The organism is Halomonas campaniensis, assembly GCF_002211105.1.
Taxonomy (GTDB): domain Bacteria; phylum Pseudomonadota; class Gammaproteobacteria; order Pseudomonadales; family Halomonadaceae; genus Vreelandella; species Vreelandella campaniensis_A.
Map to the genome: position 1 here is coordinate 43,469 of NZ_JPUA01000016.1, position 21,254 is coordinate 64,722.

19 protein-coding genes are annotated in these 21,254 nt (G+C 55.6%); 14 read left to right on the top strand and 5 right to left on the bottom strand.

Annotated elements, in window-relative coordinates:
• Positions 1-213 precede the first annotated feature (213 nt).
• The 6 genes from trmB to JI62_RS06290 all read left to right on the top strand — a co-directional run bounded on the left by trmB (position 214) and on the right by JI62_RS06290 (position 7,089).
• Positions 214-879, top strand: a complete 666-nt coding sequence (gene trmB, locus JI62_RS06265) for a tRNA (guanine(46)-N(7))-methyltransferase TrmB (RefSeq protein WP_088699340.1) — start codon at positions 214-216, stop codon at positions 877-879.
• Positions 876-1,205 (top strand): DMT family transporter, encoded by a 330-nt coding sequence (locus tag JI62_RS06270; RefSeq protein ID WP_088699341.1) that lies wholly within the window; start codon positions 876-878, stop codon positions 1,203-1,205. Before trmB ends, JI62_RS06270 begins: the two co-directional genes overlap by 4 nt.
• 9 nt (positions 1,206-1,214) lie before the next feature.
• Entirely contained in the window at positions 1,215-2,690 is a 1,476-nt protein-coding gene (gene dacB, locus JI62_RS06275) for a D-alanyl-D-alanine carboxypeptidase/D-alanyl-D-alanine endopeptidase (protein WP_088699342.1), read from the top strand.
• 34 nt (positions 2,691-2,724) lie between these two features.
• Entirely contained in the window at positions 2,725-3,096 is a 372-nt protein-coding gene (locus JI62_RS06280; protein ID WP_088699343.1) for a diacylglycerol kinase, read from the top strand.
• 47 nt (positions 3,097-3,143) lie between these two features.
• Positions 3,144-6,128, top strand: a complete 2,985-nt coding sequence (gene glnE, locus JI62_RS06285) for a bifunctional [glutamate--ammonia ligase]-adenylyl-L-tyrosine phosphorylase/[glutamate--ammonia-ligase] adenylyltransferase (protein WP_088699344.1) — start codon at positions 3,144-3,146, stop codon at positions 6,126-6,128.
• A 67-nt stretch (positions 6,129-6,195) separates the two neighbouring features.
• Positions 6,196-7,089 carry an AEC family transporter gene (locus tag JI62_RS06290; RefSeq protein WP_088699345.1) on the top strand — a complete coding sequence of 298 codons (894 nt, stop codon included), beginning with the start codon at positions 6,196-6,198 and terminating at the stop codon, positions 7,087-7,089.
• Between the two features lie 39 nt (positions 7,090-7,128).
• On the opposite strand, the gene JI62_RS06295 is transcribed toward JI62_RS06290, so the two are convergent.
• Positions 7,129-7,488, bottom strand: coding sequence for a hypothetical protein (locus tag JI62_RS06295; RefSeq protein WP_088699346.1), 360 nt, complete (start codon positions 7,486-7,488; stop codon positions 7,129-7,131).
• A 429-nt stretch (positions 7,489-7,917) separates the two neighbouring features.
• Here JI62_RS06295 and JI62_RS06300 point away from each other — a divergent pair, with 429 nt between their 5' ends.
• Positions 7,918-9,543, top strand: coding sequence for a BCCT family transporter (locus tag JI62_RS06300; protein WP_088699347.1), 1,626 nt, complete (start codon positions 7,918-7,920; stop codon positions 9,541-9,543).
• A 91-nt stretch (positions 9,544-9,634) separates the two neighbouring features.
• The gene (locus JI62_RS22580; protein ID WP_205737493.1) at positions 9,635-9,781 is read left to right on the top strand and encodes a hypothetical protein; all 147 of its coding nucleotides are present in this window, start codon (positions 9,635-9,637) and stop codon (positions 9,779-9,781) included.
• Positions 9,782-9,834: 53 nt separating this feature from the next.
• On the opposite strand, the gene JI62_RS06305 is transcribed toward JI62_RS22580, so the two are convergent.
• The 3 genes from JI62_RS06305 to JI62_RS06315 are packed head-to-tail and all read right to left on the bottom strand — an operon-like array spanning position 9,835 to position 12,599.
• Positions 9,835-11,121 (bottom strand): GGDEF domain-containing protein, encoded by a 1,287-nt coding sequence (locus tag JI62_RS06305; RefSeq protein WP_088699348.1) that lies wholly within the window; start codon positions 11,119-11,121, stop codon positions 9,835-9,837.
• Positions 11,118-11,873 (bottom strand): substrate-binding periplasmic protein, encoded by a 756-nt coding sequence (locus JI62_RS06310; RefSeq protein WP_240513156.1) that lies wholly within the window; start codon positions 11,871-11,873, stop codon positions 11,118-11,120. Before JI62_RS06310 ends, JI62_RS06305 begins: the two co-directional genes overlap by 4 nt.
• 6 nt (positions 11,874-11,879) lie before the next feature.
• The gene (locus tag JI62_RS06315) at positions 11,880-12,599 is read right to left on the bottom strand and encodes a substrate-binding periplasmic protein (protein ID WP_240513157.1); all 720 of its coding nucleotides are present in this window, start codon (positions 12,597-12,599) and stop codon (positions 11,880-11,882) included.
• Positions 12,600-12,804: 205 nt separating this feature from the next.
• On the opposite strand from JI62_RS06315, the gene JI62_RS06320 reads away from it, so the two are divergent.
• The 5 genes from JI62_RS06320 to JI62_RS06340 all read left to right on the top strand — a co-directional run bounded on the left by JI62_RS06320 (position 12,805) and on the right by JI62_RS06340 (position 17,874).
• Entirely contained in the window at positions 12,805-14,196 is a 1,392-nt protein-coding gene (locus JI62_RS06320) for an MFS transporter (protein ID WP_088699349.1), read from the top strand.
• 8 nt (positions 14,197-14,204) lie between these two features.
• A complete protein-coding gene (locus JI62_RS06325; RefSeq protein ID WP_088699350.1) occupies positions 14,205-14,732 on the top strand; it encodes a retropepsin-like aspartic protease family protein in 528 nt (175 codons plus the stop codon).
• A 72-nt stretch (positions 14,733-14,804) separates the two neighbouring features.
• Positions 14,805-14,984, top strand: coding sequence for a PLDc N-terminal domain-containing protein (locus JI62_RS06330; protein WP_022522092.1), 180 nt, complete (start codon positions 14,805-14,807; stop codon positions 14,982-14,984).
• Positions 14,985-15,499: 515 nt separating this feature from the next.
• Positions 15,500-16,258 (top strand): response regulator, encoded by a 759-nt coding sequence (locus tag JI62_RS06335; protein WP_088699351.1) that lies wholly within the window; start codon positions 15,500-15,502, stop codon positions 16,256-16,258.
• A gap of 20 nt (positions 16,259-16,278) precedes the next feature.
• Positions 16,279-17,874, top strand: a complete 1,596-nt coding sequence (locus JI62_RS06340) for an ATP-binding protein (protein ID WP_088699352.1) — start codon at positions 16,279-16,281, stop codon at positions 17,872-17,874.
• Here JI62_RS06340 and JI62_RS06345 read toward each other — a convergent pair.
• A complete protein-coding gene (locus tag JI62_RS06345) occupies positions 17,837-18,775 on the bottom strand; it encodes a LysR family transcriptional regulator (protein WP_088699353.1) in 939 nt (312 codons plus the stop codon). The genes JI62_RS06340 and JI62_RS06345 overlap by 38 nt on opposite strands.
• 115 nt (positions 18,776-18,890) lie before the next feature.
• Here JI62_RS06345 and metE point away from each other — a divergent pair, with 115 nt between their 5' ends.
• On the top strand, positions 18,891-21,188 hold the full coding sequence (gene metE / locus JI62_RS06350; protein ID WP_088699354.1) for a 5-methyltetrahydropteroyltriglutamate--homocysteine S-methyltransferase: 2,298 nt from the start codon (positions 18,891-18,893) through the stop codon (positions 21,186-21,188).
• The last annotated feature ends 66 nt before the right edge of the window (positions 21,189-21,254 follow it).

Consider the following 21,254-nt stretch of genomic DNA (forward strand, 5'->3'; position numbering starts at 1 on the left):
TCACCGGTAAGTGTGACAAGCCGGGTTCCTCGTGGTGCAGTGGTGGTAATAACAATTATTGGCATGTCTAAAGGGCAAAATTCGCCCAGTACCATGCGCTTAATAAGTACACTAAACAGTATGTCAGGTGTGATCATAGCACCGGCTGTGCAACGGCGTCATGCTGCAAGCGTTTGAGACTGATAGAATCACGCTTTTCAGCCGAGTAATGGCATGCAACATAATTCTCGACCCGTCATTTCCAATCAGCCAGGCCCGCATCAGGATTTGTCACGCCGGGTGAGCCGAGCGCTAACGCACCCTTTGCGTAAACCAATCGCCGAACATACCCAACATAGCTTTGCCCTGGCGGCGGAGTGGCTCGCGGATCGTCAGGCACCTTTGATACTCGACTCAGGCTGTGGAGTAGGGGTATCGACACGCCAACTGGCGGCGCAGTTCCCCGCCCATGCGGTAATCGGCGTGGATCGCAGCGAGGATCGTTTGGGGCGTGACCACGGCACGTTGCCTGACAATGCGTTGCTGGTAAGAGCCGACCTGGTCGACTTTTGGCGTTTGGCCTACCAGGCTGGTTGGGCGCCAGAGTATCACTTTCTGCTTTATCCCAATCCTTACCCCAAGGCGGGGCACTTAAAAATGCGCTGGCATGGCCATGCGGTTTTACCCACACTGTTGGCCCTTGGCGGGCGCCTTGAGCTGCGCTCAAACTGGTCACTCTACGTAGAAGAGTTTGCCTTGGCGGTAGCACAGGTAACCGGTCAACAGGCCGCGGTAACTGAAATTGCGCCTAAAGATGACTATTTAACGCCGTTCGAGGCTAAGTATGCTCGAAGTGGGCAGGCACTATGGCGGTTATGTGTTGATTTGGAGCGAACATGACGTTTGTCTATTTGGTGCTGGCGATTGTGGCCGAAGTAATCGCCACGAGCGCTTTAAAAGCTTCCATGGGGTTTACGCGCCCACTGCCCAGCTTGGTGGTGGTCGTGGGCTACGGATTAGCTTTCTATTTGCTTAGCCTAGTGTTGCGCACGCTGCCGGTGGGGGTCGCCTATGCGATTTGGGCGGGCCTGGGCATTGTATTGGTTACCCTGGTCGGCATAGTGGCCTTCGGTGAAAAGCCCGACTTGCCGGCGGTGGTAGGCATTAGCCTAATCGTTGCCGGCGTGGTTATGCTGCAAGTGTTTTCTAAAATGAATGTGCATTGAGGGGCTGTAATGGGGTGTTTTTTTGCTAGTAAGCGTCGCCAGCGCTGGTCGCTGGTGGCTGGTGTTGCGACGCTGGCGCTGTGCGTCAGTGCCAGCGCGTTCGCTGATTTCAACCGCCTGGGCCAACTGCAGAATAAAGGCTTTTCGATTAGTGCCGAGGCACGCCTTTTGGATGCCGATGCGGGGCCCAATGCGCTGTTAGGCAGCATCTCTCCGGAGCGCCTGCTATCGCCAGCCTCGGTCACTAAAGCCTACCTATCCGCGGCGGCGCTCAACCGCTTTGGCCCCCAGCACCGCTTTACCAGCCAGTTGGTCAGTTCCGCGAGTATCGATAATGGCGTGCTGCGTGGCGATTTGGTGTTTGAAGGTGGTGGGGATCCAGGCCTGACCACTGAAAATCTGTGGCGTTTGGTGCAGCGCTTGCAATTAGCCGGAGTGCGGGAGATCGAGGGGGCGCTGGTGGTCAGCCAGTGGCGCTTTGGGCCAGTGGAGTGCATCACCACGGATCGCTGTGATGCCCTCACGCGGGTAGCCAATGCGTATAGTGCGCCGCTCTCCTCGGCAGGGGTTAATTTTGGTAGCTGGTGCGTTAATGTGGCACCCGCCTCTAGCGCGGGGGAGCCTGCCAAGGTGGGGCTATGCGATAGCCAGGCGTCGCTGATCACCATTGATAATCAGGTGGTCACCCGCCCCGCTAATAGCGGTACGGAGATTAGTGCTGATCGTATTACCGATGAGCGCGGTGACGTGATGCGGCTAACAGGCCAGATTTCCACCAACGCGACTGCGCGCGATGTCTATCGTGGCGCGGGCGATGCCGCCGAAACCACCGCACAAGTGTTGATGGGGATGTTGAACCAGGCGGGCATTTCGGTGCGCGAGCCGTGGCGCGTCAGCTCTTCACAGCCGCCCAGCAGTGCCCGGCGGCTGGCAGCAGTGGATAGCCAGCCACTGCAAGAGCTCTTGCTGCGCATCATGAACTACTCCAATAACTACATGGCCGATGTACTGGCGCTGGATCTCGTCGATACGCCCCAGGCGCAGCTACGTCAGGCAGGGCAAGCCATTGAACGTTACGTCCAGAGCCTGCCCGGGCACGGGCCGTTAACCCTGTATAGTGGCAGCGGACTGACCACTGAAAACCGCACATCGGCCCAGGGCGTTAACGTGATGCTGGAGGACATGTTTCGTCAAAGCAGCCTGTTTCCCAGTTTTGTGGCGGCCTTTCAGTCGCCGGCTAATGGGGTGATGCGCTTTATTCGGCGAGGCTCCTCCACGTTTCAAAACAATGTCATGATCAAAACGGGCACGCTTAACCAACCCTTTGCCGTGCGTGCTGCGGCAGGCTATTTTCGCACCGCCCAAGGACGCTGGGGGGTATTTAGCGTCATGGTCAATGGGAACAGCAGTACGCCCTATTTAAGCTGGTCTGAGGTGCTGGATCCGTTGTCACTGGATCTAGAAGCAATGATATTAGCGAATTGAACAAACTCCACGCTCACAAGGTGAGGCGACCTGCATGAAACCTGGGCATACCGGTTTAACACATTTGGTTCACTCCACGCGCTATTCGTGGAAAGGCTTGAAAGCGGCGTTTAGAAACGAAGCGGCTTTCCGCCAGGAGGTGGGCATTACTGCGGTGTTGCTGCCGCTTGCTTGGTGGATTGGCGAAGGCCCTATCAGTTGGCTGCTGCTGGTGAGCAGTCTGTTTTTTGTACTGATAGTGGAGCTACTTAATAGTGCGATTGAAAACGTGGTTGACCGGATCGGCACCGAGCACCATGAGCTTTCCGGGCGCGCCAAGGATATTGGCTCGGCAGCAGTGATGCTGTCGCTGATCATGGCCGGCCTTACCTGGGGGCTATTGGGCTGGGAAAAATTCTTTGGCTAAGCTGATTTAAAACCACTCATTTTTAGCACGCTGTCAGCGAGGTCGTTATGCAAGCATTTGGACTTAGGAACGACGATTTTTTACCGTTGTCGACGCTGCCAGCGTCGTTACATACCGCCACCCAGTCTGCCTGGAAGCGGCTAACCGAGGCGCTTGCTCAAGCCGATAATATCGCCGAGATGACCAAGCAGGAGCTACCTTCCAGTAATTGGCAGGAGCTTTCTGAGCCGCGCCGCGAGGCGCTTGCCAGAGTCTTGGCCATATCGACCTTTGCACTGGATACCCTGATCCGCTACCCCCAGTGGTTAGCCGAGTTGGATATTGCCGGAGAGTTGGACGCCAACCCAGGGCGGGACGAGCTGGCCAGTTGGCTAAATGAGTCATTGGAGGGTGCCGAAGACGAAGAAGCAATGCAGCGGGCGATACGCCGTTTTCGCCGCAAGCGTATGCTGGGAATTATTTGGCGAGACCTTAATCGTGCCTCCGGCTATAGCATGTGGGATACCGCCACGGCGGTCTCGGAGCTCGCTGAAATATGCTTGGAAGCTGCGTTAACCTGGCTAGAGCAGTTTTACGCACCGCGTTGGGGCTTACCTGCCCCCCGCAATGACGGCACCTCCCAGCGTCTGGTGATCCTGGGCATGGGCAAGCTGGGCGCGGGGGAGCTGAATCTCTCCTCCGATATCGATTTGATCTTTGCCTTTGCCGAGAAAGGCGAAACCCAAGGTGGTCGTAAGTCATTAGAGCATCAGGAGTACTTTACCAAGCTGGGCCAAAAGCTGATTGCTGCGCTAGACGCCATGACCGCCGACGGTTTCGCCTTCCGCGTTGATATGCGCTTGCGCCCGTTGGGAGACGGCGGTTCGTTGGTGGGCAGCTTTTCCATGCTCTCCAGCTACTACCAGGATCAAGGCCGCGAGTGGGAGCGTTACGCCATGCTCAAAGCACGGCCGGTTGCCGGAGATCTAGACGCGGGCGGTGAGCTGCTGGCTGGGCTGCGCCCCTTTGTGTACCGCAAGTATCTCGATTTTGGCGCTATTGAGTCGCTCCGTGAGCTAAAAGCGATGATTAACCGCGAAGTGAAGCGTAAGGGCATGCAGAGCAATATTAAGCTCGGCCCGGGTGGCATTCGTGAGGTTGAGTTCGTGGTGCAGGCGTTCCAACTGATTCGGGGCGGCCGCGATACGGAACTGCAGGTGACATCGCTGAAAACGGCACTCAATCGTTTGCCCGAGTTGGGCCTGTTGCCCCAGGAAGTGGTCGATGAACTGCTGCCCGATTACGCCTTTATGCGCGATGTCGAACACGCGCTTCAAGCACTGGAAGATCGCCAGACACAAACCCTGCCCAGCGATGATGGTGATCGTGAGCGGGTTGCCTTCGCCATGGGGCATGAAGACTGGCCGGGGCTGGTTGCTCAACTCGACGAAGTGCGCGAGCGGGTGCGTCAACACTTTGACGCTGTGATTGCCGACCCCGAAGAGGATGTCGATGACGCCAACGATGATAGCCAGCTCGGCTTGGCCCAGTGGCGGCTTATTTGGCGCGGCGAGTTAGAGGGGGAGGAGGCAAGTGCCCACCTTTTTGATGCGGGTTTTAACGAGCCAGAAAAAGCCTTGAAGCGGCTGCATAGCCTTTATCATTCTCGGCAAGTGCAAAGCATGCAGCGGATTGGCTTCGAGCGCTTGGATGCATTAATGCCACTACTGCTGGATGCGGTAGCGGACAATGAAGCACCTGACACCGCCCTTGAACGGGTACAGCCGCTGATTGAAGCCGTGTTGCGTCGTACCGCTTACCTCGCGCTGCTGCGCGAAAACCCCCAGGCGCTTGAGCATTTAATGCGGCTATGCGCCGCCAGCCCTTGGATCGCCGAACAGCTATCACGTTATCCCATTCTGCTCGACGAGCTACTGACCCCGGAAACGCTGTATACCCCCGCCGATAAAGCGCGCCTGGCCGATGAATTGCGCCAAACGCTGAATCGCCTGCCCGAGGACGATGAAGAGGCCCAACTGGAGGCGCTGCGCGTTTTTAAACACGCCCAAACGCTACACGTGGCAGCGTCTGATATCGCTGGCACGCGACATCTGATGAAAGTAAGCGATTACTTAACCTTTATCGCCGAAGTGATTCTCGATGCAGTGTTGGCCATGGCCTGGAAACATATCACCCGCAAACACGGCGTGCCTGAGGGGCTGAACACCGGGGAGGCAGCGTTTCTAATTGTCGGTTACGGCAAGCTGGGGGGCATTGAGCTGGGTTATAGCTCGGATTTAGACTTGGTGTTTCTTCACGATAGCGATGGTCAAGGCGCGACCGATGGCCCACGGCCCATTGATACAGCGGTGTTTTTTACCCGCCTGGGGCAGCGCATTATTCACCTGCTGACCGCGGTAACGCCCACCGGCACGCTTTATGAAGTGGATATGCGCCTGCGGCCCTCGGGAAATTCCGGGCTATTGGTGACCTCACTTAAAGCCTTTGCCGAGTATCAGCGTCAGAATGCCTGGACCTGGGAGCATCAGGCATTGGTGCGCGCCAGAGTGGTGGCGGGTAGCGAGACGTTGGCCGAGAAATTCAGTCAGTTGCGGGGCGATATTCTAGGTCAGGCGCGAGATAAAGCTGCACTACGTGAAGAGGTGGTCAAGATGCGCCACAAAATGCGCGAGCACCTTGGCAGCAAAGCCGCCAGCAACACCTTTAATGTCAAACATGATGCCGGTGGGATGGTAGATATCGAGTTTCTTTGCCAATACGCGGTGTTAGCACTTGCTCACCAAACGCCTGCGTTACTTACTTACAGCGATAATATCCGCATTCTAGAGAGTCTGACGGAGAGTGGGCACTTACCCGCTGAAGAGGCGGAGCGTCTTCGCGAGGCTTATCTGGCTTATCGTAGCGCTACGCATCGGGCAGCGCTCACTGGTCAGAAAGCGCTCAGCGATGGTGATGAGTTCCGTGCTCATCGCGATATCGTCACCGCGCTCTGGCAGCGCTTTCTTGAACCCTCCACCGCTGATAACAGCTAGCTAGACGGCTTTCCCAAACGAACCAGGAAGCAACAGTGATCACAAGAAATAGGGCAGGACGGCCCATATGATTGGACACATTTTGGCCACGCTATTGCCGGTATTTTTAATTGCCGGCTGTGGCGCTGCCTATGGGCGCTACCGTACGCCGGATATTCGCAGCCTCAATACGCTCAATATGGAGCTGTTCGTTCCGCTATTGGTGTTTGCCGTGCTGGCCGACCGTCAAGCGCCATTGGCTGAATACGCTTGGCTGGCTACGGCAGCGATAGCGGTGGTGCTGGGGTCGGGGGTTGTACTGTGGCCGTTGACTAAGTGGCTAAAGCTGGATAGCAAAATCTTTCTGCCCCCGATGATGTTCAACAATGCGGGCAATATGGGCGTGCCGCTGCTGGTATTGGCATTTGGTACTGAGGCCCTTCCCGCGGCGGTGGTAGTGTTTATCGTTGAAATGCTGCTGCACTTTTCGGTGGGGCTTTACATGCTCAATCCGCGCACCTCGCTATGGCGAATGCTGCGCATGCCGATTGTCCTAGCGAGCCTGGCGGGTTTAGCGGTGAATATTAGTGGGCTGCCGCTGCCTGGCTGGCTGCTTGAGGCGATGCATATGCTGGGTGGAGTATGTATTCCGTTAATGCTGTTTGCATTGGGGGTGCGGCTTCTGGAGATCGACTTTAGCGACTGGCGGACAGGAATTCTGGGAGCGCTACTCTGCCCGTTGTCCGGGCTAGTGATTGCCTTGCCGTTGATGTGGCTACTGCCACTGAACGCGCTGCAAGCGGCGGTGCTGCTGGTATTTGCAGCACTGCCGCCTGCGGTGTTGAACTACTTGGTTGCCGAGCAGTATAAGCTTGCGCCACAGAAAGTGGCTTCGTTAGTGCTGATTGGTAACCTGGGGAGTCTGGTCGTGATGCCGCTCACCTTGGCGGCGGCATTTACCTGGGTGTATGCGCCTCTTTAACTTTCCATCGACGGCGCAAAAAAGTCACTCACTGCGCGATTAGCGCTCATCTTTAACTTCGTAACTGCCTTCCAACACGTCCTGATGACCTGGACGATTAGGTGCCGAGGTAGACCCGTTGGAGTAGCCGCCACCGATATCTTGCGCCTGCTGGGCACGCATCTGCTCCATACGTTTCTTCATTTTATGCCGTACAAACGGCATCATTGCCCAGCCAATCAATAGGAAAAACAGGCCGAGTACTACACCGACTATCATTAACGCGCCAAACGCCAGCCATGTGAATAGCAGCTTTAGGCTACCCGCCAAGCCAGTAGGTTGGGTTTGCGCAGCACGGGCACGCCATTGGTTAGCCGCTTGCCATGCAGCATTGCGTTGGTCGCGATTCATCTGTGGCATAAGAGCCTCCATCGGTTATTCGCACCCATTGGAACACAGTTGCTCCAGCAAGTTCACTGCCTGGGAGTAGTGCTGTAGATCCATGCATTGCCAGCACAGGTTTCCGCGAGGGCGCTGTGAACCCTTCCATGGGCGCTAATTTTGATATCTGACCGCCATGGATGGCGGAAATGCCGGAATTGTCGGGAATACTTTCCGGCCCTGTTAAAAGACCCTCGCTTCAACCTGCCCTGGCACCACAATATAGTGGGTTATTTCAGTCGCCATTTTTAATGCATTAGCGCGAAGATACTTAGTTAGCTTCCAGGTACAGTGCGACGAGGTTTTTCAACTGTTACCATTAAGCTGTACAGGAGAAGTTTAGTTGTACAAGCATGCGCTTAATACGCTGTGCTTACCTAAATAGAGCTCATCTAACAGGACGGTTATATGGCTAATCATGGAGGCAAGTCGGTATTCATCGCATCGGTGGTGATTATTTTTGGCTTGGTAGTTGTTGGAGCGTCATTTCCTGAAGGATTTGCCAATGCGGCAGAGGGAGCATTGACGACTATTACTGGGCTATTCGGGTGGTTTTATCTATTTTCAGTATTCGGTTTTGTGATTTTTCTGTTTGGTCTGGCGCTAAGCCGGTACGGCAAGGTGCGCTTGGGCCCCCAGGACAGTCGGCCCAACTATTCGTTTTTTTCGTGGATTAGCATGCTGCTGGCGGCAGGCTTTGGTGTCGGGCTGGTGTTCTACGGCATGGCGGAACCCATGACCCACTTCATCGAACCACCTTATGGTGACAGAACCGCTGAAACGGAAGCAGCGGCTCGTTACGCGATTCAATACAGCTATTTTAACTGGGGGATACACCAGTGGGCGGCTTTCTCGATCGTCGGTTTGATCATCGCCTACTTCCAGTTTCGTAAGGGGCAGGCGGGGCTGGTCTCATCCGTGCTGTCGTCAATCACGGCCAAGAACCCTAAAATTCGTCCCTATGCTTCCTGGTTGGATGTCTTTGCCGTGGTTGCCACTGTTATGGGTGTGGCTACCTCGCTTGGGCTGGGCGTTCTGCAGATGAACGGCGGTTTAAATGCTGTGTTTGGCCTGCCAGAGAACGGTTTCTGGCAGTTTTTGATTCTCTTTGTGATGTTCTGCGCTTACATGGCATCCACTTGGTCGGGTCTGGATAAAGGCATTAAACGCCTCTCTAACCTCAATATGATTTTATGTATCGGGTTGATGCTGTACGTGCTGTTCACTGGCCCGACCGTGGCGATATTAGAGACGATCACGGTGGGTATTGGCGACTATCTGCAGAACTTTATTGGCATGAGCCTGCGCATTTCCCCTTACAGCGATAACGAGTGGGCGAGCAGCTGGACGATTTTCTACTGGGCCTGGGTGATTGCCTGGTCGCCCTTTGTGGGTACCTTTATTGCCCGGGTGTCCCGTGGCCGTACTATTAAAGAGTATGTGTTTGGGGTGCTGTTCGTGCCACCGCTGCTGGCCTGTTTGTGGATTGGCGTATTCGGTGGCGCGGCGCTGCATATGGAGTTGAATGGCACCGATGTGGGGCTTGCGGCCGCAACCCAGGATAATATAACCGTCGCGCTGTTTGAGATGTTTGAGTTGATGCCCTTCACCGGCCTGCTGTCGGTCGTGGCGATGCTGCTGATCTTTATTTTCCTGGTCACTTCTGCTGACTCGGCCTCGTATATCGTGGCGCAAATGACCGATAATGGTTCGATCAACCCGCCGCTCTACAAGCGCGTCATTTGGGGGGTGCTGATCGCGGCTATCTGCCTGACGCTGATTGCCTCGGGTGGTTTAACAGGGCTGCAGTCAGCCGCAGTGCTTTCGGCGCTACCGTTCACCTTTATCCTCTATATGATGGTATTTGTATTGGTTCAGGAGCTACGGGCAGACCGCAAGGCGATGCTTACCCAGCTTTATCGTCGCCATGGCGAAACGCCGGTGGGGGCGGATGCCTTTGAAGCCGAGCTGCTGGGTGAGGAAGAGCGCTTGCGCCGTGCTCCGAGTGTGGTCAATCGGCGCATTAATAGTTAGCATCACTCATCAGTACTCATAAAAAGTAACCAAGCCTTCTATTGCCGGGCAAGGTAATTCGGGAGCAGCGACGAATGAAGCGAAGATGCTAATGGCGCGGCAAGGGCGCCATGGGGCGACACGAAGACAGGCTAAAGGGGTGGGGTTTGATCGCTGGCTTGATCGGGTGGTGACAGTGGCTGTGCTAACGGCGATGATCATCGGTCTCGCTGCTGTGGCCGCTCACTGGTTGCTCTAATGTACCTGCTTTTCGCAATACTTTTCGCAATAGAAGTGCTTAACGTCCGGCTTTCATGCCAAGCGTTTGCGTGTCTCTACGCGGTTACGACCAAGTCGTTTGGCGTTGTACAGGTGCTGGTCGGCGCGTTCAATCAGCGTTTCAGCGCTGATAGAATAGCCGGGTGACATGCTGGCAACGCCCATACTAACGGTGAGGTCTGTGTGGGTGCTGGAAAAAGCGTGGGGAATGGCGAGCGACAGCACCGCCTTGCGCAAACAGTTGGCGACGCTCACGGCGTCATCATGATCCTGACCTGGCAGCACACAAACAAACTCTTCACCACCGTAGCGGGCGAGCAGATCTCTGGCGGGCTCAATACACTGATTGAGCGCTTTAGCAACGGCGCGCAGGGTATCGTCACCCATGGCATGTCCATAGTGGTCGTTAAACTCTTTGAAGTTATCGATATCGATAAAAATCACCGATAGTGGCTGTTGGTTTTGCTGTGCCAGGTGCCAGTGACGTTGATAAAACTCGTCAAATTGGCGGCGGTTTGCTACGCCTGTTAAGCCATCCATATTGGAGAGGTGGTGGAGTTGATCGCGCTGCTCCAAGCCTTGCTGGAACGCATTTAACAAATGATCCAAGCTATCCACCAGATGCCCTAATTCATCATCCTGATGACCGCGCAGCATGGGCTTGGGCCACTGACCGGGGCGATTGGTATCGGTTTGGGCAATCGCAGCGTGTACCTTGAGCAGTGGGCGTGTAATAAATAGATGAAAAAAAGCGATCACGACGATGCTTAAAATAAACGCTTCTAAAATACTTACCCCGACCACCCTGTAAATACGCGCCAGGAACTGCTGGGTTAAGTAGCCTTCTGACAGCATTAATTCAATTTCGCCGACGACTGCTTCCGGCATATCGCTGCCCATGTAATAGGCGAGAGACGTTTGGTAGTGCACTATATCGCCGAATAAATACTGGCTGAGCCAAGTCGAAGCAGCCTGTCTGGGCCTCTCAAATTCAGCCAGCGCACGCCCAAAATCGTCACGAATCGATACCCATGCGACCTCGTCAGCATTAAATAGCCCATAGGCGATTTGGTGGGCGAGGTCAGGGTTAAGCTGGAAAGCGGCTTCTGCTGCGGCTCCGTTGACTATGGCCAGTTGATGGGTAATGCGCTGCTCGGTTTCCTGGCGTATGTTGGAGGCGTGGCTGAGTAGTTCAATACTGCCCGCTACGCCGCTAATCAGCATAGCGACCAGCAGGGTGAGTAGCGCTTGCTTACTGGTCAGACTGCCTTTTTTAGGGGCTGGGGCCGAGAGCAAAAACCGTGGGCGAGGCGGGGTCACTGGCTCTCCTCCTGCATTTCGCGGTGCAGGGCATTCAACTGCGTTTGCAGCCGCGCCAGTAGTGCTTCTGGCACACTCGGATGGCAGGCGAGATAAAGCGGTGCGCGGTAAAAGGTAAATAAGTGCGTTAGCGCGATGTGTTGTTCTTGTGCCATAAATTCACCGGTTGCTTTGCCTGTCACAATCACATCTAGCAGGCCCGCCTCTAAACGCAGGATATTTTCTCGCTCCGAGGGAGCACGTAGAACATTAATGCCACGAGAGGCGACATAATCGCCTACGGCATCCTCGCGAAAACTACCCACTCGCCAACCTTGTAGTCCTGAAAGTGAAGCAATGCTGAGACCGCGCTCGACTAAACTAAATGCAGCCCACTCATTAACCACCAGCGGCCCTACCCAGTGAAACAGCGCTTCACGTTCTGGAGTGCGCGTCGTGGAGTAGACGCAGTGATAGTCGCGTAAGCGTGCTTCGGTGTAAGCGCGTGCCCAAGGCAGTAACCGAAAATGCGCCTCAATGTCTGCCCGGCTTAGCGCATGACGTAGCAACAGCGTTGCGCTGCCAATAATTTGCCCCTGGCCGTCCGTATAGTTGAACGGGGGGTACTCTTCCGTATTGATCGTTAGCGGCAGGGCTTGATTTGGCATAGCCGCTAGTGGCATCGCATGCAGGGACAGTGAGCAACTGCCGATAGCGGTGAGTAGCGCAATGGCCATACGGTACTGCCATCGGTGGGTTACCTGATTAGCCATCGTCAGCTACCTCTGGGGCCGTTCCGCTAGCACCCTGTCTAATGCCTGCTGCATCAGCGTTACCAAGCGTCGGTCAGTGGCTTGGTTAATGGCAAAGTATAGCGAAGATTCGCTGAGTGTGTGTATCGGAATTAAACTATCGCTAGAATAACCTTCCGATTCTGCTATCCAGGCAGCCACATCTGCACTGTAAGCCCACAGGTCAACTCGCCCGCGGGTGAGCATACTGAGCGCGCTGCGGTTATCAATGGCCGGTACCAGTAGGCGTTCAGGGTAGCCTGCCTCCAATAGCGCCTGGGCGCCAATATCTTCCCTAATGACCACCACGGTCAGGTCGCGATCAATCGCCTGTGACAACGCATCGATCGCAATCGGTGCGTCCCGGTGGGCAAGCAGCACGACCTGGTCTTGGGCAATCGGCCCCACCCAGTGGAAACTGGCTTCCCTTGCTGGCGTGCGGGTAGTGGAAAACAGCACTGTGTTAGGCTGGCTTAGCGCTAACTCATAGCCGCGAACCCAGGGGTAGTAACGGACGTCATGACGGCTTAGAGGGGTGTCGGTGGCTGCAAAAATAGCCTCCAATAAATCAATTGATACCCCGGTTAATTGCTGATTATCGAGATAGTTGTAGGGTGGGTACTCTTCAGTAATGAAGGTTAATGGCGCCAACGTATTGGGCGCATCAGCCTGCACGTTTGCAACGCTTGCCAGCCAGAGGCATAGCACGGCCAACAGCCTGTTTAACAGTTGTCGATATAATCGCCGTGGAGATGTCTGGACTAACTCCATCGCAGTCTATCCATATTACTTGTCAATCAACCAAACTTAGAGCAACGCTGTTCGGCTGTCACCTCTAATCTGCCAACGCAAGCCGTGGCGTCTTACGGGTTCCACCTGCTAGGCTTACGGCTTCCCCTGTGAGAGAAAATCAATGTTGTCTGCTAACTCTGCTAAGACGACGGATGGCTACGCATCGCGTCGCGAAATATTCGGCTGGGCAATGTTTGATTTTGCCAACCAGGCCTACACGCTACTGATTATCACTGTGGTATTTGGTGAGCTGTTTACCACCGTCATTGTGGGGGATCGCGGCGATAACTTCCGGCTTGCCAACTTCCTATGGAGCTTGGCCCTGGCGGTTAGCTATTTGATGGTGGTGATCACAGCACCACTATGTGGCGCCGTGATGGATTACCGGGCGGAGAAAAAGCGCTTTCTGCTGATTAGCTACCTGGCTACTGTCGTCACCACAGCAATGCTTTACTTCGTTGAACCGGGCTACGTTATTACCGGGCTGTTACTGATAGTGCTATCTAATTACGCTTACTCAATGGGCGAATCATTTATAGCCTCTTTTTTGCCCGAGCTTGGACCGCCCCAGTCGCTGGGCAAAATTTCCGGGTTTGGCTGGGCGTTAGGCTACATCGGCGGGCTGTTCGCGGCGGGCTTCACCCTGGTCGTGCTCGGCGAGGCCAGCGCGGATAACTTTGAGCGCATCCGCTGGGTGGGGCCCTTTGCGGCAGGCTTTTTCCTGATTACTGCCATTCCTACCTTTTTATGGTTGAAAGAGCGCGGCAAGCCCCAGCCCCGCGGCGTCTCTTATCGGCATATTGCGCTGAATCGTGTCGCAACCACTTTTCACGAGTTGCGCTACTTTAAAGATCTGACCGTGTTTTTGGTTTCACTGCTGTTCTCGATGGCCGGTGTCTACATCATCATCGCCTTCGCCTTTATTTATGGCGCTCAAGTGATCGGCTGGGATGAGAGCGTACGCAATATCATGTTTATTATTGTCCAAATCACTGCCGCGGCGGGCGCCCTGGGGTTCGGCTGGATTCAGGATCAGCTGGGAGCCAAGCGAACGTACCAAATGACGCTGGCGCTGTGGGTAGTGGCGATTATTGCGATCTGGGCAACGCCGGAGGTGACTCAGTGGATAAACGGTTATTTTGAACTGCAGTGGCAGGCCCAGCACGTATTTCTGGTGGTCGGCTGCCTGGCGGGGCTTAGCCTGGGATCTAGTCAATCCGCCAGCAGGGCGCTGGTGGGACTGTTTTCACCCTTGGCTAAATCAGCAGAGTTTTTCGGTTTCTGGGGATTGGCGAATAAACTGGCGGGGGTGTTGGGCATCGTTATGCTGGGGGTATTACAGACGCTGGTTGGCTTGCAAGCGTCTATTCTATTATGTGTTGCCCTGTTCGTTATCGCGATGCTGATTTGCGCCAGGGTCAACGAGCGTCGTGGCCGTGAAGCGGCCCTCGCCTGGGAAACCAACCCTCATACCAACAACAATAACGCTAACGAGGCATCCTTACCTCAGTGAGGTGGCGTATGGCAACGCATAAGGCAGGTCAAGTGTCCCAGCGTGGCGGCATCGTTATGATGCTGCTGTTTTGGGTACTGTTAATGGCAGTGGGTACTTGGTGGATTCACGGTGGCCTGGAAAAGATGATGCACCCCAACGCTAATATTGTGCAGACTCTACCTGCGGGTGAGCCCGTTACCCTGAAGCGTAACCGGGCCGGGCATTTTGAGGCGCCGGGAAGCATCAATGGCACGCCGGTGACCTTTTTGCTAGACACTGGCGCCACCTATGTCGCCATACCGGCCGATTTGGCAAGTGAGTTAGGCCTTGAGCCTGGGCGTAGCGCTTGGTTCAACACCGCCAACGGCCGAGTGGAAGGTGCCTTAACGGAGCTTGATGAGGTTTCCCTCGGCGGACTAAAAGTGCAGAATGTACAGGGGTCTATCAGCCCTGGCATGGAGCGCGACACTGTCCTACTCGGCATGAGCTTTCTGAGTTTATTGTCGATAGAAATACAGGCGGGTGAGATGGTGTTGAGCCTTCCCGAGCAGTGAGGTCAGCTTGTGAATGTGCCACTGATATGATTGTCTAAGTTGATACGAGTGCCAACACGCTAAGGAGTTGCTATGGGCATTGAAGTAGGTGGATTATTAGGACTAATTTGGCTCATTATTGTGATTTGGGCCATTGTTAAAGTGGCCAAAAGCGGGGCTGGCGGTCTTGCTAAGCTGATATGGATTCTAGTGCTGCTGTTTTTCCCGTTAGTTGGCTTAATTGCATGGTTTCTGTTTGGGCCCAAAGGGTAGGCGCTGAAAAGCAACGTTGCTGAAAAGCGCGCCTCGTGTAATTGCGTCAAAACCTGTAGTGCAGAAAGTAGTGAAGAAAAAAGGCAGGCCACGAATGGTCTGCCTTTTTAATATGCTTTAGCAGTAGATATACTTAATCAAACATTATTCAATAGTGTCGCTTCCTTCCCCGGGCGGCGCCTTATAATGCCCCGGGATTTTTAACTTCTCCCCATTGGGCAGGTCGCGTACTTGGGCTGGAACGTAAACACGTTTTATAACACTTTTCGTTTTGCTACTTCCCATGGCAGGCTCCCCCTGTCAAATTGTCGACAGTTTGCGTTTACACATTAGTCCCCGGTTAAGGAAGAATCAAGTGTCTGGCCACACGCACTCACCAATACGCGCGATTGTAACGACAGAAGCGGGTGTTTTGGTGGTTTTGAGTTATCCTGAGTGCCAATCATGGGGCACCTGTGTTGGTATTGGATGAGCGGGTGAAAAAATAAACAGCCTAAGCGGAGTGCATAAAGAGGATGGTAGATCATTTGGAACAGCAATTTCAGGCGCTTGAGACGCAAGAGTCTGTAACGCCTGACTATCCCGACCAAGATCATGTTTTGATCATTGAGGATGACCAGCGTCTGGCCGAGCTTACCCGTGATTACTTGGAAGCGAACGGCTTCCAAGTAACGCTGGAAGCAGACGGTGCTAAAGGGGTTGACCGTATTTTAACCCTGCAGCCCGACCTGGTGATTCTGGACTTAATGCTGCCAGGGGAGGACGGTCTGGCAATTTGCCGCCGCGTTAGACCCAATTTTGCCGGCCCAATCATGATGCTGACTGCGCGCACCGACGATCTTGATCAGGTCTTGGGGCTCGAAATGGGCGCCGACGACTATGTGCCGAAGCCGGTTCAGCCGCGGGTACTGCTGGCGCGCATGCGCGCGCTACTGCGCCGCGCCGACGGGCCTGCCCCGGACGGCGAAATGCGGCTGCGTTTTGAAAATCTGGAGATCGATAACGCGACTCGTGAAGCCTGGCTCTCGGGTGAGCGTATTGACTTAACCAGTGCCGAATTCGACCTGCTTTGGCTTCTGGGTCGTAACGCAGGCCGCGTGCTTACCCGTGAAGAGATATTTAGCGACCTACGGGGCATTAAGTACGACGGCCAAGACCGCTCTATTGATGTCCGCGTATCGCGCATTCGGCCTAAAATTGGCGATGATCCTAACCAGCCTCACCGGATCAAGACCGTGCGCAGTAAAGGTTATCTTTTCGTTAAAGACAGTTGATCATTCAGAGGGACAGCATCATGCGGCGGGTGCTTAGTAACGGCTCGTTTTTACGCTTCTATTTGTTGCTGGGCATCGCGCTACTGGTGGTGTTTGTGATCGCCTTGATGGGGCGCTCCTTTATTGAACAGGTGCGCCGCGAAGACTACCGTGAGCAACTCGCCGCGCTCCCCATGTCGCTGATGACACAACGGCTAGCCGATACGTCGGCAGAGCAGCGAAGTGCTTTGCTTGAGCACTTTTCAGAGCAGCTCGATTTGCAACTGACTCTGCAGCCCATCAACGAAGCGGATTTGGGCTATTTTGAGCGCTCACGGTTGGAGCAAGGCAGAATACTGGTCGCCGAAAAACCTTGGTTGTTGCAACAGCGCCTGCCCGGAGATACCTGGCTACTGCAAGCGCGCCTTGACGACTGGAGTGAGCACCAGTGGCATGGCAGCATAGAGCTGCTTGGCGAGTGGCTCGCAGCAGCGCCAGCGGAAGAGCGTGATGGCCGCATTGCCCAGTTGCGTTCCGGGAGTTGGCCGCTGCAGCGGTTGTCTTCGTTGCCTGCAGGGCTAACGACGGCGCAGCAGGCTCAACTGGCCAGCGGCAACGTTATCACTCAGCTCGTCTCCGATAAGCTGTCGATTACGCTGCTCTATCAGTTGCCGGGCGAGCAAGAATGGCTGAAGGCGGGGCCTATTTCCCGCGGTGATACGCTACCGCTCAATTTGCATCTGCCTCTCCTGGTGGGGCTGATGATCGTTCTCAGCCTGATCATCTATTTGATTATGCGTAGCATTGAAGCCCGCATGGCGCGGCTGGAGCTGGCCGCCACACGGATCGCCAGCGGTCGCCTGGAGACACGGGTAAAGGTAGAGAGCGGCGACTTTTTAGGTCGCTTGGGCATGGCGTTTAATGGCATGGCCAATCAGGTGCAGAGCCTGCTGCGCGGTCAGCAAGAGATGATTCGGGCGGTTTCCCACGAGTTGCGCACCCCGGTGGCGCGTATTCGTTTTGCCGTGCAGATGGTTGAAGATATGACTGACCAGCCCGCCATTCGCCGCCAGCTTCAGGGTATCGATGCGGATATTGCCGAACTCGATGAATTGGTTGATGAGATTCTCACCTATGCCCGCCTAGGAGGGGAAACGGTTAACGGCGCTGAGCTTGAAACGGCGCTGGTAGAGTGCCGGGCCATGGCGGAACGGGTGATCGATACGCTGTCGCCGCTGCATAAGGGCTTAGCGCTGGCGCTGGCGCCTGGGCCTGAAATCGAGCTGCTGGCAGAGCCGCGCTATCTCCAGCGCGCGGTGCAGAACTTAGTCGGCAATGCCTGCCGCCATGCCAAGTCCCAGGTGGTGATTCACCTCTGGGATGAGCCCAATCTGGTGCGTATCGATGTTGAAGACGACGGCCCCGGCATTCCCCCTGAAGCGCGGGCGGATATCTTCAAGCCTTTTGCCCGGTTGGACGACAGCCGCGCCCGCAGCTCCGGTGGCTACGGGTTAGGGCTTTCGATTGTACAGAAAATCATGGCCGGACACGGTGGCAGCGTGACCATCGATACCAGCCCCACTTTGGGCGGCGCGCGCTTTACGCTGCTGGTTCCCCGTCGCGATCCGCCGGCTTAACGCCGGTTAGCACGGCAAAGGAAGTCTCCCGCGCAGTGCGTAAGAAATCCTGCATCCACGGCGCTTCGCGTGTCTCCTCGCGGATAGCTGCATACAGCGTGCTCCATACCCCCTGCTCGCCTAGTTTCACTGCGCTAACGTAATCGCGCTCTAAATACTCAGTAAGCGCCCAATTGGGCAGTGCACACACGCCACGCCCGCTGGCCACCAGCTGCATCATCATTATCGTTAATTCGGCAGTACGGATCTCCCGGGGGCGTACATTTGCCGGCTGCAAAAACTGGGTGAAAATATCCAGCCGTGACTGCTCGACGGGGTAGGTAATTAACGTCTCCTCAGCCAGCGCCTGGGGCGCTATAAAGCCCCGACCTGCAAAGGGGTGCTGGCGGGCGACGGCCAATAGCCCTTCATAGCGAAACAGTGGGGCGTAGTGAATCCCTTCAAGAGGTTGGGGATCGGCGGTGATCACCAGATCCAACTGCTCTCGGGCAAGCGCCGGAAGTGGGTCAAAATGGTGGCCACTGGGGATATCGATTTCCACTTCCGGCCAGTGATCGCGAAAATAGTCCACCGTGGGCATTAGCCACTGAAAGCAGCTGTGGCACTCGATGGCCATATGCAGACGCCCCTGCTCGGTGCCTGCCAGACGCGCCAAATCACGCTCCGCCTTGCGTACTTCAGGCAGTATCTCGTCGGCCAGGGCCAGCAGGCGTAGCCCCGCGCGGGTGAACTCCACCGGACGGGTTTTGCGCACAAACAGCGGACTGTCTACGCGGCTCTCAAGATCCTTGAGCTGGTGTGAAAGCGCCGATTGGGTCAAATGCACGCGTTCGGCGGCATCGACCAGGGAGCCGGTTTCACGCAGCGCCAGTAGGGTGCGGAGGTGTCGTAGCTCAATCATGTCATTGCTCAATGGTTATGAATGTTTTTCATTTTTGGTATTAAAAACTTTAGTTTGATTCATTGGTGAGTGGTGCCCAGACTGTGTGAAATTATTCACGTTGGTAGGGTTCATCATGACAGTTTCTCATATTCTCGGCTATCCCCGTATCGGCGCTCAGCGCGAGCTAAAAAAAGCCACGGAAGCGTACTGGAAAGGCGCGTGCACGCGTAGCGAACTGGAAAGCATTGGTCGCGAGCTGCGTTTACGCCACTGGCAGGCGCAGCAGGACGCGGGTTTAGATTTCGTTAGCGTGGGCGATTTCGCTTTTTACGATCAAGTGCTTAACGTCTCATTAGCGCTCGGGGCGGTGCCGGGCCGCTTTAACGCCGCAGCAGAGGTGGTAGGTGGTGAGATCGACCTTGATACCGCCTTTCGCATGGCCCGCGGACGGGCGCCCAGCGGTGAGCCCGCGGCGGCGTGTGAAATGACCAAGTACTTCGATACCAATTACCACTACCTGGTGCCCGAACTGCACGATGGGCAAACCTTTACCCTGGCCTCCAACCGCCTGTTTGATGAAGTGGATGAGGTGTTACGTGCAGGATTTACCCCCAAAGTAACGCTGACGGGCCCGCTGACCTGGCTGTGGTTGGGCAAAACCAAGGGCGGTGATTTTGATCGCCTGACGCTGCTCGACAGCGCACTCGACGTGTATGGCGAAATCTTAGCGCGGCTCGCCACCCAAGGCATCGAGTGGGTGCAACTGGACGAGCCAGCGCTGGTGCAGGACTTGCCGCTGGCGTGGCAGCAGGCCTATGAGCGCGCTTACCACCGCCTTCAGTCTGCCCCGCTAAAGCTATTGCTAGCCACTTACTTCGGCGGCTTGGGTGATAATCTCTCGCTGGCGACCCGGCTGCCCGTGGCGGGTTTGCACATTGATGCCGTGCGCGCTCCCCAGCAGGTGGAAAGCGTGATTGATCGCCTTGGCCCCCATCAGGTGTTATCGGTGGGGGTTGTTGATGGCCGCAATATTTGGCGGGCCGATTTGGCTGCCTTGCGTGAACGCCTGCTGCCGTTAAAAGTGCGCTTGGGCCAGCGCCTGTGGCTGGCGCCAAGTTGTTCGCTACTCCACGTGCCGGTGGATTTAGCGCAGGAGAGCGATCTTGATGATGAGTTAATCAGTTGGCTGGCCTTTGCTCGGCAGAAGCTAGACGAGGTGGTGACCCTGGCCCGCTTGATCGATAACCGCGCCACGCCTGTTGATGAGCAGCGCCTGGATCAGGCCACTCGCGCCTTGGATGCTCGGCGTGAGTCAACCCGTATTCACCAAGCGGTGGTCAGTGAGCGTTTGGCTGCGGTTAGCCCCGCCGATAGCCAGCGTCAGGCATCTTACCCTTTTCGCGCTGAGGCTCAGCGGCGGGCGCTTAAGCTACCGCTATTTCCCACCACGACCATTGGCTCTTTCCCGCAAACCGACGAGATTCGTGCCGCCCGGCGCGCCTTTAAAGCCGGTGAGCTGGGGACAGCGGACTACCAAGCCCGCATGCAGGCCGAGATTGCCTACGCCGTTGAACGCCAACAAGCCTTGGATATCGACGTGCCGGTGCACGGTGAAGCCGAACGTAACGATATGGTGGAGTACTTTGGCGAGCAGCTCGAAGGGTTTGCCTTTACCCGCTTTGGCTGGGTGCAGAGCTACGGTTCTCGCTGCGTGAAGCCGCCGGTGATTTTTGGTGATGTTTCCCGCCCGACGCCGATGACGGTGCGCTGGAGCGAGTACGCCCAAACCCTGACCGACAAACCCATGAAGGGCATGCTGACCGGGCCGGTGACGATTCTTCAGTGGTCGTTTGTACGTGATGACCAGCCACGGGAAACCACCTGCCGCCAGATTGCCCTGGCACTGCGCGATGAGGTGCTGGATCTGGAAAAAGCCGGGATCAAGATTATTCAAATCGACGAACCGGCGCTGCGTGAAGGACTGCCGCTTCGCCAACATGAGTGGCAAGAATACCTTGATTGGGCAGTGGAGAGCTTCCAGCTAAGCGCCGCAGGCGTGGCCAACGCCACCCAGATTCATACCCATATGTGTTACTCGGAGTTCAACGATATCATTGGCGCGATTGCTGCGTTGGATGCCGATGTGATCACTATTGAAACATCGCGCTCGGATATGCACCTATTGGATGCCTTTCAGGATTTCGCTTATCCCAACGAAATTGGCCCAGGTGTTTACGATATCCATACCCCGAATATTCCCGAGGTAAGCTGGATGGTCGATTTGATGGAGAAAGCCCTGGAAAAAATCCCCGCCGAACGGCTATGGATCAACCCGGACTGTGGTCTAAAAACCCGCAACTGGGCGGAAGTAGAACCAGCGCTGGCCAATATGGTGGAAGCGGCTAAGGTGCTGCGCCAACGCTATGCTTGACTGAAAGTAAGGAGGCTTACTGGCTTTTGTTAAGCCCCCGCTACCCACTCCTTGCTAGCTTTCCAA